Source organism: Streptomyces sp. NPDC006691 (assembly GCF_042869955.1).
Lineage (GTDB): Bacteria > Actinomycetota > Actinomycetes > Streptomycetales > Streptomycetaceae > Streptomyces.
This window is the reverse complement of record NZ_JBIAGW010000005.1, coordinates 346,644-359,168: the sequence shown is the minus strand read 5'-3', so window position 1 is coordinate 359,168 and position 12,525 is coordinate 346,644. Positions and strand designations below refer to the sequence as shown.

Sequence of the window (12,525 nt, the reverse complement as noted above, 5' to 3'; positions counted from 1 at the left end):
GCGTGGTGAGCAGGGCTGTACGCGACATGGCGTGAACGTAGCGACCCGTTCCGGACGAGGTCAACGGTGTCTCGCTCCTCGGACGCCCGATCTTGCCCGTTGGGCAGGCCGCCGGTGCGGCTGCCGCGTGTACCGGGTGGGTCGGCGGGAAGATGGGAGGCATGTCCGACACCTTCACCACCCACGTACTGAACCTCACGACCGGCTCCCGCGAGACGGTCACCGATCTGACCGGGGACTGCGCGGAGTTCCTGCGGCAGCGCGCCGCGGGCCGCGACGGCCTGCTCAACGTCTTCGTGCCGCACGCCACCGCCGGAATCGCCGTCCTGGAGACCGGCGCGGGCAGTGACGACGACCTGCTCGCGACCCTGCACACCCTGCTCCCGGCTGACGACCGCTGGCAGCACCGGCACGGCAGCCCCGGCCACGGCCGCGACCACGTGCTGCCCGCGCTGGTGCCGCCGCACGCCACGCTGCCCGTCGTCGACGGCCGGCTCGCGCTCGGCACCTGGCAGTCGGTGTGCCTGGTGGACACGAACAAGGACAATCCGAACCGCCAGGTACGGCTGAGTTTTCTCGGCTGAGTACGGTGAAAGCCACTTCAACAGTGGGTGAGTTGACGGTGTGGCATCATGGCCGCGTTGTCCGCCCGGGGTCGGGAGCCTGAATCCGGGGAACCAGTCGAATCGGCATTGCGACAGCCTGCTTCTCCGGCGTGGAAGGCGTGGAAGGCTAAGGATGAAGGTGTCTGGCTCTGCGTTACCGTCGCCGGAGGACCGTCGGCTCAGGCGCCGTCTCAAAAAGGTTCGTCAAACCTGTGAGGCGCTGCTCGCGGACTGGGGCATGGAGCACGGCTGCGGCATTGATGAACTGCACGGCTATCTCAGCGCACAGAACCAGCGGCCGATCCATCTGATTCCGATGCCCTTCCCGGAACGTCATCTCTTCGGCCTGTGGCTGAAACTCGACGATTTCGACATCATCGCTTACGAGAAGGCGGCCTCGGCATCACACAAAGAACACATCATTGCCCATGAGCTCTCCCATATCGCCTTCGCGCACCGGGGTTCCGTGGAATTCGATCACAGTGATACGAGTCAGTTGTTCACGGATGTCGAACCGGCCGTGGTGCAGAGCATGTTGATGCGTTCCCGCTACAGCGACGACGAGGAGCAGGAGGCCGAGACGATGGCATCGCTGATCCTCGCCCGCGCCACCAAGCGCTGGCTGGAGCCGGCCTGGGGCGTCCCCGAGGAAGCCGCGGAGATCGTCGCCCGCATCGAGAACGGCGTCGGCCACGCGGACCCGTCATGAACGCGGTCAACGGAGTCCTCACCTGGGTCTGCGCGCTCGGCGGCATCGCGGCCTTCGGCTACCGCCTGCCGGACCTGGTGCGCAGGAAGCACGACGTCGCGCTGTGGGCGCTGTGCATCTACTTCCTGTGTTCCGGGATCAGCTTCCTGGTCGACCTGGACGCCCTCAGGGTGCACATCTCCAACCTCTTCGGGCTGCCCAACATAACCTCGCTGATCGTCCAGGTGGCCGTCGTCGTCCTCACCGCGGCCCAGCAGGTCGTCCTCGTGTACTGGTCGTCCCCGCCCGAGGAGGCCCGCAGCCGGGCGCGGCGCCGGGTGCTGTTCTTCGGTGCCGCGCTGTGCGTCCTGATCGTGGCCTCCCTCGCCGTCAGCCCGGTCGCCAGCGCCAAGACGGCCACCTCCACGATCCTGCTCAGCATCCAGGACTCCCGGTACGCGCTGTACATGTCGTTCTACCTCGTCATCTGCGGCATCGGGCAGTTCGAGACGGTCCGGCTCTCGCTGCGCTTCACCAAGATGGCCAACCGGCAGTGGCTCAAGGTCGGCATGCGCACGGTCACCGTCGGCGCCAGCCTGATCCTGGTCTACTGCGTCACCCGCAGCATCCAGATCGCCGGCACCCAACTGCGCTTCGACGCCTCGGAGCTCGATCCCATCCAATGGTCGTGCGGCACCATCGGCGCCCTGCTCCAGATCACCGGCTGGACCATCCCGTCCTGGGGCATCCACATCACCCGCGCCGGGGGCTGGCTGCGCAGCTACCGCTCCTACCTGCGGCTGCGCCCCCTGTGGTGGGCGCTCTACGAGGCCTCGCCGGACATCGCGCTGGACCCGCCCCACTCTTGGGCGCGCGACCTGATCCCGCCGCGCGATCCGCACTACAGCCTCTACCGGCGGGTCATCGAGATACGGGACGGCCAGCTGATGCTCCGCACCTCGCTCTCGCTCGCCGACTTCTCCCGCGTGGCCCGCTCCCTCGGCCTGCCCGAGGACCCCACCTCGCCGCTCGGCGAGGCGCTCCAGGTGCGGGCCGTCCTGGACCGCCCGGCCGATGAGCGGGAGGAGGAGGCCGACGCCGCGGAGATCCCCGCCCGGCCGCCGTACGACGACTTCCGCGACGAGGTGGAGTGGCTGACGCGGGTGGCGTCCTCGTTCACCGCACTCACCCAGGGCCGGGCGGTGCGCGCACCCGACAGAATTGCCTCATGACCGAGCCGCCCCACCCGTACGCCATGGCATCCGGGGCCCTGACCGCCGTGGCGCGCATGGCAGTTCAGCACCTGGTGGCCGTGGACGCGGCACACGGGGCGACGGCGGCGCTCCCCGCCGTACGCGATCTCCTGGCGGACGTCCCCGAGCTGACGGCCGCCCCCGGCGCCCCGCACGGCCGGGACGCCGACACGCTCGCGGCGCTCGCGGAACTCTGCGAAGTGATCGGCTGGATCCTCTTCGACGCGGGCCTGGACGGCCGGGCCCACCGCATGAACACCCGGGCCCTGGCGCTCGCGGAGCGCTGCGGAGACCGGGCCACCGCCCGCCTGGTCCTGCTCAACGACAGCATGCTGCACACCCGGGCCGGCCGCCCCCGGGCCGCCCTGGACGCCGTGGCCCGCGTATCCGGGCCCCGGCCCCTGCCGGCCCTGGTCGCCACCCTCGTCCTGGTCCGCCGGGCCCACGCGGTGGCCCTGCTCGGTGGGCGGCGGGATGCGGACCGCCTCATCGCGCGCGCCCGGAGCCGGTTCCTCGACGGCGCCTCGCGCCAGGACCCGCCCTGGGCCTGGTGGATCGACCGGGCCGAACTCACCGGCCACCACGGCTGGGTGCTGGCCCGCCTCGGCGACTGGGACCGGGCGATTCCCCTCCTGTACGAGGCCGCCACCGCCCCCGGGCCGTCCTACCGCCATCTGTTCACCGCCGAGCTGCTCGCGGCGCTGAGCGGCGCCCGCGCCTGGCGTGATGCCGAGGAGCTCATCGCGGAACTCGCCCCGCGCGCCGGGGACATCGGCTCCGCGAGGACCACCGAGCGCCTCGCCCGTACCGCCACCCGGCTGCGCGGCTGCGCGCAGGCGCCCGTGAACCTGCGGGCGGCGGCGGCCTTCCTGCTGGAGTCGGTGCCGCCGCCCCCCGGTGGCCGCCAGGACGGTCCCTCCCGCTAGGGTCCCGCCAGGGCCGGCAGGACAGCACCACCCTCACCACCTCCACCAGAACCCGACAGACAGGGATCACATGCTGCACATCAGGGTGTCCACGCCCGCGGCCGCCGCCCTCGTGGCGGTCGCTCTCCTCTTCGTCACCGGCGGACAGGTCTCCGAGGTCGCCTACGGCAGGACCGTCACGCAGGCGGAGACGTCACCGGCCGCCACCACGACCAGCCCCTACGTGGCGACCCACCTCTACTTCGGAACAGGCCGCCACAACGGCGAACCACCCATAACGGACGACCAGTTCATGAAGTTCGTCGCGGACGTGATCACCCCCCGCTTCCCCTCGGGCCTGACCATCCAGCAGGGCCGAGGACAGTGGCGGGACAAGACCGGCAGCATCAACAAGGAGATCTCCTACGAGCTGACGGTGCTCTATCCCGCCGGAGAGGCCCGCACCCACAACCCCGACATCGAGTACATCCGCAAGCTGTACTGCTCGATGTACGGGCTGGAGTCCGTCGGGCGCGCCGACGTCAAGGCCCAGGCCGGCTTCTGACCCGCCCCGGCCCGTCCGCCCGGTGCACGGGCTCGCGGGCCCGCGCGCGCTCACGGACCTGCGTACGCCCGCAGGCCCACGCACGTACGCCCGCAAACCCACGCACGCTTACAGCGCGAGCTGGCGCACCACGAAGAGCATCGCGCCGAGCAGCACCAGCACCGCGCCCGTGACCAGCGCGTCCAGGTCGGTGACCCCGGCGAACGAGAGGCGCCTGCCGCCGACCCCCGCGGCGCTCTCGCGGGGTGCGGCGGGGGCGGGCCGGATGACGGGCGCCCCCTCGGCGCCCGCCGCCCGGTCCGCGCCGTCGGCGGGCGTCGGGGCGGGAGCGGGCGAGGCGCAGTTGAGCACCCCGGCGACATCCTGGCGGAAGCCGCCGGGGCCGAGGACGCTGAACCGGTAGCTCTGCCGGTCGGCGACCGGCACCAGGATCGTCCGCGCGCCACCCGGCTCGACCGAGGCCGCCACGCCCGCCAGTTGGAAGGTGAACGGGACGTCGCCGCCGTTGCGCGCGGTGACGTCCACACCGCCCCGCGCACAGTCGTCCACGGCGGCGACGGCCGGTTCGGGTCCCTTCGCGGGCAGTGCCGCGCCCGTGCCCGCGACGGTACTCACGGCCGCGAGCACGACGGCCCAGCGGGCCGCCCGCTGCTTCGGTACGTGCCTCACGGAAATCCTTCGGAGTGGGGGAGGGGCGGAGCGGGGACACCTTCCAGTACGTGCGTCGATGCCCGGGCGTTCAACTGCCCCCGCCCACGGCTCTGTTGGAGCAGCTCCCGCACGTCACCCCGTGCCCGCGTCACAGGCCCGGCGCGCCCCAGACCGGGAACCAGCGCGACAGATCGCCCTCGACGCGCAGGTCGTCGGCGACGACCGCCCGGACGCGCAGCTCCAGCGCGTTGTCCCGCTTCTCCCCGGGCAGCGGCGCGAAGGGATAGAAGGTGCCGCGCTTGTAGAGGTACACCAGGGCGAACGACGCTTCTCCGGGATGCTCGAACCCGACCATAGAACACAGGAGTTGGGGACCGAAGCCACTGCCTTCGAGGGCGGTGTTCACGGCGTGCAGATCGCCGACGAGCGCGGCCAGGTCGTCGGGAGCGCGCCGGGAGAGCAGCCACGAGTAGCCGTAGGCGTCCCGGCTGAACTCCACCGACTCCGCGTCCCGTGCACTGTCCGCGTTCAGCAGGTCCGTCAGGTCCGCGCGGATCCCCGCGAACGCCGAGCCCTCCACCGACGTGAAGCACACCGAGCCCCGGCCCGTCGGCGTGAACCCGGCGGCCGCCCGAAGCGTGACGGCGGCCGACGGCAGGGCGAACAGCCGGTCCAGATCGGGCGCGGCGGGCCGGGTGCGGCCGAGCAGGATGTCCAGGAAACCCATGCGCTCCGTCCTCCGTGCGGGATGAGGGGGCCGTGCCGTCCTCGGCGACCCTGCCGGGACTCAGGCCGGGCGGCCCAGCTCGGTGGAGATCTTCGCCAGGCCGTCGAGCCGCTGCTCCAGGCTCGGGTGGGTGGAGAAGAGCCGGGCCAGCCGGCTGTGGTCGCCGAGCGCCGGGATGAAGTAGAAGGCGTTGAACGCGCTCGCCGTGCGCAGGTCCTTGCTCGGGATGCGGGCGATGTCCCCGTCCAGCTTGGTCAGCGCCGAGGCGAGGGCGGACGGATGCCCGGTGAGCAGCGCCCCGGCCCGGTCGGCGGCCAGTTCCCGGTAGCGGGACAGGGCCCGGATGAGGAGGAAGCTCAGCGAGTACACCACCGCCGAGACGGCGATGACGGCGGCGAGCACGGCCATGGTGTTCTGGTCGCGCCGGCCGCGTCCCCCGTACAGCTGGGAGTAGAACGCGAAGCGGACGACGAGACCGGCGATGACCCCGAGGAACGAGGCGACGGTGATCACCGCGACATCGCGGTGGGCCACGTGCGACAGCTCGTGCGCGAGGACGCCCTCCAGCTCGTCGGGCTCCAGGCGGCGCATGAGCCCCGTGGTGACACACAGGACCGCGTGGTCGGCGTTGCGTCCGGTGGCGAACGCGTTGGGCAGATCCGTGTCGGAGACGGCGATCTGCGGCCGCGGCATGTCCGCGGTGGCGCACAGCCGGTCGACGATGCCGTGCAACTGGGGCTGCTGCTCACGCGTCACCACCCGGCCGTGCATCGCGTACAGGGCGATCCGGTCGGAGAACCAGTACTGCGACACGAGGACGGCCGCGGCCACCACGACGACCACCAGCGTCGACTTGAGCAGGACGAGCAGGGCCCCCACGAACGCCACGTAGAGCAGGCCGAGCAGGAACAGCGTGACCAGCATGCGTACGGTCAGCTGCCGGTCGGGCTCGAAGCGACTGTGCACGGCTTTCACACCCTCCCCGGAGCGGCGCGTCCGGTACGGGCCCGCGCGGCCGGATCCGGGAGCCGGCGGCGGGACGGCACATTCTTCTTGATCATGGCGCTCTCCAGGACCGGTGAAGTGGTGCTCACCCTCCACCATGCCACCGCGCCGGGCGTTCAGCGCAGCTGCCGGCGGACCAGTTCACGCAGGCGCCCCTGCGGGTCGGCGAGGAGCTCGGCGGGTGGGCCCTCCTGCACCACGCGGCCCTCCGACAGGACGATCACCCGGTCCGCGTCCAGGACGGTGGAGAGGCGGTGGGCGATCACGATCCGGGTGGCCGCGAGGGTGCGGGTGCTCTCGGTCACGATGCGCTGGGTCTCGTTGTCGAGGGCGCTGGTGGCCTCGTCGAAGAAGAGGACACGGGGCCGCCCGACCAGCGCCTGGGCGATCATCAGGCGCTGGCGCTGGCCGCCCGAGATCGCCCCGCCGCCGGAGATCATGGTGTGCAGCCCCATCGGCATCCGCTTGATGTCCTCGGCCAGACCCGCCATCGCGGCGGCCTCCCACGCCTCCTCCTGGCTGAACACCTCCGCCCCGCAGATGCAGTCCAGGATCGACCCGGAGAGCGGCTGGGCGTTCTGCAGCACCACCCCGCACTGACGGCGTACGGCCGCCCGGTCCAGGGACGACAGGTCCTGGCCGTCGTAGCGGACACTCCCCGAGACCGGGTCGTCGAATCCGATGAGCAGCCGCAGCAGCGTCGACTTGCCGCAGCCGCTCGGCCCCACGACCGCCACGAACTCGCCGGGTGCCACCTTCAGGGACACCCCGTCCAGGACGAGCGGCCCGTCGTCGCCGTACCGGAACGACAGGTCCCGCGCCTCGATCTCCCCGCGGAGCGCACCGGGCTGGGTGCTCGCCCCGCGCACCTCGGGAGCCTCGTCGAGCACCGGCTTGATCTGCTCGAACAGGGGCAGCACCGCGGCCGCGGAGATGAACGCCCCGGTCAGCTGGGTGACCGAGGTGAGCAGCATGGTCACGGCCGTGTTGAAGGTCAGGAACGCGCTCGCCGAGAGGGAGTCGCGGGCCGGTCCGGCGAGCAGCACGAACAGGAGCAGTGAACACAGCGGCAGATAGACGGAGTTGACGGCGGTCGTCAGGTTCTTGATGCGGCCCGCCCGCTGCTGGAGCTCCCGGCTGCGCGCGAACTCCCCGGCCCACGCCCCGTACGCGAAGCTCTCCGCCGCCGCGACCCGCAGCTTGGGCAGTCCGCGCAGGGTCTGGAACGCCTGGTTGTTGAGCTTGTTGCCCAGCTCGACCAGGCGGCGCTGCCAGCGCAGCTCCCACATCCCGAGGGCGAGGAACACACCGGCGATGACGGTCAGGAGGGCGATCGCCACCAGCGCCAACGGCACGCTGAAGCACAGCAGCAGGACGAGGTTCATCGCCCCGACCGTGCCCGCCTGCACGACGACCGGGCCGATCCCGGAGAGCACCCGCCGGATCGCGCTCACGCCCATCGCGGCGCTCGCCAGCTCACCGGTGGAGCGCTCCGCGAAGAACTTGGTCGGCAGCCTCAACAGCCGGTCCCACACGGCGGGTTGGAGGGTGCTCTCGATCCGGCCCTCCATCCGGAGGACGGTGAGGTTCTGGAGCAGCATGAACGCGGCCGACACGACGCCCGTGACGACGACGGCGAGCGAGACCTGCGCGATGAGGCCGTTCTGCGCCCGCGGTACGTACACCCCGAGCACCTGGCCGGTCGCCAGCGGCACCAGCGCGCCGAGCGCCACCGTCACCAGACCGGCGAGCAGCAGCCGGCGCAGGTCGGGGCGGGTGCCGCGCAGACCGAAACGGAGCAGTTCCCATCGGCCCAACGGGTGGTCGGGCAGCGGCCGGTAGAGCATGACGGCCCGCCGCTCGAACTCCTCGGCGTTGCCCGCGTCCACGCGGGTGCGCCGCCCGGAGACCGGATGCACCGCCTCGTACCCGCCGCGCCGCCACAGCAGGGCGACCGGGGTGCCGCTCGTGCGGTGGCCGACGAGCGGCCCGGCGTCCTCGCGCCACCAGCGGCCGTCGAGCCGCACCTGCCGGGTACGGATCCGCGAAGCGACGGCGACCCGCTCGACCGGCTCGATCCGGTCGCTGACCGCGCCGCCGAGGGCCGGATCCGTGAGGGTGATCCCGGCCGCCTCCGCGACCAGCCGGCAGGCCGCGTACGTCGAGTCGTCGGACGCCCTCCCGCGTGGACTCGCCCTGTGGGGGCGGCCGATCGAGCTGAGCAGCGCGCGGTCGGCCTCCTCACGGACGTCCTCGCCCGCCTTGATCCCGGCGGCCGCGCGTTCCTCGTGGGCGCGCTCCACCCGCTCGATCCAGCGGTCGAGCGCGGCGAGCAGCCGGTACTGCTGATGGACCATGCCCTGCCACAGGGCGCCGTCGACGAGCAGATCGCCGGCCGCCTCCGCGCTGAAGGCCGCCCCGTACTGCACACTGCCCGGCGCCACCGGCAGCCACAGGATGTCGTCGTCCGCGACCGGCTCGTCGACCGTGGTGCGGCCGTCCAACGGGGCCTCGAACAGCACCCGTTGACCCCGGCCGACACCGAGCGAGAAGGCGTGCTCCAGGAGGCTGAGGGCCGCGTCACCGGTGTCGTACCGGCTCGGATACCCGCCGCCGTACCCGCCTTCGTGTCCGCCGGATTCCGGATGCCGGTACAGCTCGCGCAGCGGGATGCGGCGCAGCACGCACTCCCGCAGCGGGCGCCCGACCAGGGTGTGCCGCGGGCCCTCGACGGGGCCGAGCAGCAGGGTGCCCGGTTCGAGCCGGCCGAGGAAGTGCCAGTGGCCCCGCTCGGCCGCGTCCACCGCGAACAGGTCGAGGGCGCCGCTCACCACGAGCCACAGAACCTGGGGCCCTTCGAGCGAGAAGCCGCGCAGCCCCGCGCAGTCGATGTGCTGCCCGAGGCCGCCGAGCGCGCCGACCACGGCGTCCTGGCCGGCGGTGCCCGGGTGGGCGAGGGGAGGTACGGAACTCACCTCAGTGCTCCCTCACGAGCCGGGCGTACGGTCCGGCCGCGCCGACGAGATCCTCGTGGCGGCCCCGTTCCACGACCGTGCCGTGGTCGAGCACCACGATCTCGTCGCTGTCGCGGACCGTGCTCAGCCGGTGCGCGATGACGACGCAGGCACAGCCCCGGCGGCGCAGATTGTCGATGATGAGGTGCTCGGTCTCGGCGTCCAGGGCGCTGGTGACCTCGTCCAGGACGAGGATGCTGGGCCGCCGCACCAGCGCCCGCGCGATCTCCAGGCGCTGGCGCTGGCCGCCGGAGAAGTTGCGCCCGTCCTGCTCGACCCGGCTGTGCATGCCGCCCGGCCGCCGGGCGACGACCTCGTACAGGGCCGCGTCCTTCAGTGCCGAGACGACGGCGTCGTCCGGGATCGAGGGATCCCACAGCGCGACGTTGTCCCGGACCGTGCCCTCGAAGAGGAAGACGTCCTGGTCGACGAACGAGACGGAGGCGGCGAGCGCCCCGCGCGGGATGTCCTCCAGACGCTGCCCGTCGATGCGGATGGTGCCCTCCCAGGGTGCGTACAGGCCTGAAATCAGCCTGGAGACCGTCGACTTGCCGCTGCCCGAGCCGCCGACCAGGGCCACCTGCTGCCCCGGCCCGACGGTCAGGGAGAACCCGGTGAGCAGGGGCTTGTCGAGGGGGCTGTAGCCGAAGGTGATGTCGTCGAGCGTCACATGGCCCTTGAGGCGGCGGGTGCTCGCGGGCGGTTCGGGGCGGCTGTGCAGCGCGTCCACGGGGAAGTTCTCGACGTCCTTGAGCCGGGCGACATCGGCCGCGAAGTCCTGCACGCGGCCGGCCACCCCGTTCAGCCGGGTGAGCGGCGCGGTGAAGCGCGTCACCAGGGCCTGGAACGCGACGAGCAGCCCGATCGAGAGATGCCCCTCCACCGCCCGCAGCCCGCCGATCCACAGGATCAGCGCACTGTTGAGGGTGGCGAGCGCGGGAGCCACCACCCCGAGCCAGGCACTCGGCACCCCGAGCCACTGCTGCACGTCCAGGGTGGTGGCGTGCTGGCCCGCCCAGCGCCGGAAGTACCCGTTCTCACCGCCGGTGGCCTTGATCGACTCGATCGACTGGAGCCCGGTGTAGGAGGTGTTGGTGAGCCTGGCGCTGTCGGCCCGCAGTTTCTGGGTGCCGGTGGCCCGCAGCCGTACGACGATGCGCATCGCGACGACGTTGAGCAGCGCGATGCCCACCCCGACGACCGTGAGCTGGGGGTCGTAGGTCCACAGCAGGACGGCGTACAGCAGCACGACGACGCCGTCCACGGCCGCCGCCGTCAGGTCGCGGGCCAGCGTCTCGGCCACCGCGTCGTTGGACTGCAGCCGCTGCACGAGGTCGGCGGGGCTGCGCTGCGCGAAGAACGTGACCGGCAGCCGCAGCAGATGCCGGAAGAAGCGGGCGCTGCTGAGCGTGGAGGAGATGATCCGCCCGCGCAGCAGGTTGGCCTGCTGGAGCCAGGTCAGCACCACGGTGAGCGCCACCATGAGGCCCATCGCCGCGAACAGCACACCCAGCAACGAAGTCTGATGACCTATCAGGAACAGATCGATGTACGTACGGCTGAGCGCGGGCAGTGTCGCGCCGACGGCCACCAGGAGCAGGCTGGCGAGCAGCGAGGCGAGCATCGTGCCGGTGGTGCCGCGCAGCCGGGCGGGCAGCGCGCCGAGGACGCCGGGCTTCCTGCCGCCGGGCCGGAAGTCCGGGCCGGGTTCCAGGACCAGGACGACACCGGTGAAGCTGGTGTCGAAATCCTCCGACGCCACGAAACGCCGGCCCTTGTCCGGGTCGTTGATGTGCACGCCCCGGCGCCCCAGGCGGCGGCCCGTGCCGTCGTACACGACGTAGTGGTTGAACTCCCAGAACAGGATGGCGGGCGCCTGGACCTCGGCCAGGGCGGCCGGCTCCATCTGCATGCCCTTGGCCGTGAGCCCGTAACCGCGCGCCGCCTTCAGGACGTTGCTGGCCCGTGAGCCGTCGCGCGAGACACCGCAGGCGATGCGCAGCTCCTCAAGCGGCACATGGCGCCCGTGGTGGGCGAGCACCATGGCGAGGGAGGCGGCGCCGCACTCCAGGGCCTCCATCTGGAGGACGGTGGGGGTGCGCACCACCTTGGCGGGGCGGCTCTTCGGCGCCTTGCGGCTGTGTGAACGCCGGCCGCCGCCAGGGGAGTCGGGTGGGCGCCGGCGCCCGTGGCCGGCCGGCAGCCGGGGAGTGGACGGCGAGGAGTGGGGTGCGGTCACGGGAGCAGCCAATCGATGGGGCGCCGGTCGGCCAGATGGACGGTGCCGGTGGCCAGGGTCATGGAGTCGACCGCGTACGGCGGGCCGTCGGCCGACGACCAGCGGTAGCCGGACCTGGTGCCGGGCGTCCGGTCCAGGCGGACCGCCACCCCCACCGGCCTGCCGTCCCGCGCGAACTGCTCGGCGAGCTGCCCGTCGCCGAGGAACGCGGCGATCTGCTGCGGGGTCTGCGCCGCCCTGCCGACCGAGGCCACCGTGCCGCGCAGCACCCCGTAGCGATCAGCGGGCACGGACTGCACGGCGAGGTCGACGGGGGCGCCGACGGGGACGCTCGCCGCGCGGTCGCCCGGCACGTACAGCATGACCATCAAGGGGTCGTCGCCGCCGTCCGTCCGCTCGACGCTCGCCACGTTCGAGCCGGTGGCGACGACCGCGCCGATGGTGGCGGCGAGGCTGGTGAGACGGCCCGCGGCGATCGCGCGGACGGTCCGGTCGCCCTGCGCGGTGCGGACCTTGAGCAGAGGGGCGTTGGCGGCCAGGCTCTCGCCCTCCTTGGCGAACACGCCGGTCACCTGGCCCGCGACCGGGCTCTGCAGAACGTAACTGCCCTGTGCGTGCGTGAGGATGCCGGGTGCGTCGATGGTGGAGGAGACGGAGCCCGTCATGGCCCAGAAACAGGCGGCGGTCATGACCAGCACGGTGACCAGGAGAACGAGTCGTCCTTGCGGGCGCGCGAAACGCACCGGCAGGTCGAGTTCCTCCGGCGACTGCATTCTGGAAAGGGCCTGCTGACGATACTGCACAGAACTCTTTCCCTAACCCGTTCCTTGCCCGCGAAACTTCCGCAAAGTGTGAATCACTCGCAATGAGCCC

11 protein-coding genes are annotated in these 12,525 nt (G+C 72.0%); 5 read left to right on the top strand and 6 right to left on the bottom strand.

Annotated features, from left to right (window positions below; all coding sequences use genetic code 11):
• Positions 1 to 161 precede the first annotated feature (161 nt).
• The 5 genes from ACFYNP_RS14900 (at position 162) to ACFYNP_RS14880 (ending at position 4,016) form a co-directional block, all read left to right on the top strand.
• Entirely contained in the window at positions 162 to 584 is a 423-nt protein-coding gene (locus ACFYNP_RS14900) for a secondary thiamine-phosphate synthase enzyme YjbQ (RefSeq protein WP_388785666.1), read from the top strand.
• Between the two features lie 154 nt (positions 585 to 738).
• Positions 739 to 1,314 carry a hypothetical protein gene (locus ACFYNP_RS14895; protein ID WP_345259192.1) on the top strand — a complete coding sequence of 192 codons (576 nt, stop codon included), beginning with the start codon at positions 739 to 741 and terminating at the stop codon, positions 1,312 to 1,314.
• Complete coding sequence (locus tag ACFYNP_RS14890; RefSeq protein WP_388785665.1) at positions 1,311 to 2,525, top strand: MAB_1171c family putative transporter; 1,215 nt, start codon at positions 1,311 to 1,313, stop codon at positions 2,523 to 2,525. The genes ACFYNP_RS14895 and ACFYNP_RS14890 overlap by 4 nt, the downstream gene beginning before the upstream one ends.
• Entirely contained in the window at positions 2,522 to 3,472 is a 951-nt protein-coding gene (locus ACFYNP_RS14885) for a DNA-binding protein (protein WP_388785663.1), read from the top strand. Before ACFYNP_RS14890 ends, ACFYNP_RS14885 begins: the two co-directional genes overlap by 4 nt.
• A 70-nt stretch (positions 3,473 to 3,542) precedes the next feature.
• Positions 3,543 to 4,016, top strand: a complete 474-nt coding sequence (locus ACFYNP_RS14880; protein ID WP_388785661.1) for a DUF3574 domain-containing protein — start codon at positions 3,543 to 3,545, stop codon at positions 4,014 to 4,016.
• Positions 4,017 to 4,124: 108 nt separating this feature from the next.
• Here ACFYNP_RS14880 and ACFYNP_RS14875 read toward each other — a convergent pair whose 3' ends face one another.
• From ACFYNP_RS14875 to ACFYNP_RS14850, 6 genes are all read right to left on the bottom strand, one after another.
• Positions 4,125 to 4,685, bottom strand: coding sequence for a phospholipase domain-containing protein (locus ACFYNP_RS14875; RefSeq protein ID WP_388785660.1), 561 nt, complete (start codon positions 4,683 to 4,685; stop codon positions 4,125 to 4,127).
• 130 nt (positions 4,686 to 4,815) lie between these two features.
• Positions 4,816 to 5,394: a hypothetical protein gene (locus ACFYNP_RS14870; RefSeq protein ID WP_388785658.1), complete on the bottom strand. Its 579-nt coding sequence runs from the start codon at positions 5,392 to 5,394 to the stop codon at positions 4,816 to 4,818.
• Positions 5,395 to 5,454: 60 nt separating this feature from the next.
• Positions 5,455 to 6,360: a zinc metalloprotease HtpX gene (gene htpX, locus ACFYNP_RS14865; protein ID WP_388785656.1), complete on the bottom strand. Its 906-nt coding sequence runs from the start codon at positions 6,358 to 6,360 to the stop codon at positions 5,455 to 5,457.
• A gap of 155 nt (positions 6,361 to 6,515) precedes the next feature.
• Positions 6,516 to 9,374 carry an NHLP bacteriocin export ABC transporter permease/ATPase subunit gene (locus tag ACFYNP_RS14860; protein ID WP_388785655.1) on the bottom strand — a complete coding sequence of 953 codons (2,859 nt, stop codon included), beginning with the start codon at positions 9,372 to 9,374 and terminating at the stop codon, positions 6,516 to 6,518.
• Between the two features lies 1 nt (position 9,375).
• Positions 9,376 to 11,652 carry an NHLP family bacteriocin export ABC transporter peptidase/permease/ATPase subunit gene (locus tag ACFYNP_RS14855; protein WP_388785654.1) on the bottom strand — a complete coding sequence of 759 codons (2,277 nt, stop codon included), beginning with the start codon at positions 11,650 to 11,652 and terminating at the stop codon, positions 9,376 to 9,378.
• Positions 11,649 to 12,455 carry an HlyD family efflux transporter periplasmic adaptor subunit gene (locus tag ACFYNP_RS14850; protein WP_388785652.1) on the bottom strand — a complete coding sequence of 269 codons (807 nt, stop codon included), beginning with the start codon at positions 12,453 to 12,455 and terminating at the stop codon, positions 11,649 to 11,651. Before ACFYNP_RS14850 ends, ACFYNP_RS14855 begins: the two co-directional genes overlap by 4 nt.
• Positions 12,456 to 12,525: the final 70 nt, after the last annotated feature.

Bases quoted from the DNA above. Each gene is read 5' to 3' on its own strand.
- ACFYNP_RS14900 (WP_388785666.1), top strand. From the start codon at position 162: ATGTCCGACACCTTCACCACCCACGTACTGAACCTCACGACCGGCTCC.
- ACFYNP_RS14895 (WP_345259192.1), top strand. From the start codon at position 739: ATGAAGGTGTCTGGCTCTGCGTTACCGTCGCCGGAGGACCGTCGGCTC.
- ACFYNP_RS14890 (WP_388785665.1), top strand. From the start codon at position 1,311: ATGAACGCGGTCAACGGAGTCCTCACCTGGGTCTGCGCGCTCGGCGGC.
- ACFYNP_RS14885 (WP_388785663.1), top strand. From the start codon at position 2,522: ATGACCGAGCCGCCCCACCCGTACGCCATGGCATCCGGGGCCCTGACC.
- ACFYNP_RS14880 (WP_388785661.1), top strand. From the start codon at position 3,543: ATGCTGCACATCAGGGTGTCCACGCCCGCGGCCGCCGCCCTCGTGGCG.
- ACFYNP_RS14870 (WP_388785658.1), bottom strand. From the start codon at position 5,394: ATGGGTTTCCTGGACATCCTGCTCGGCCGCACCCGGCCCGCCGCGCCC.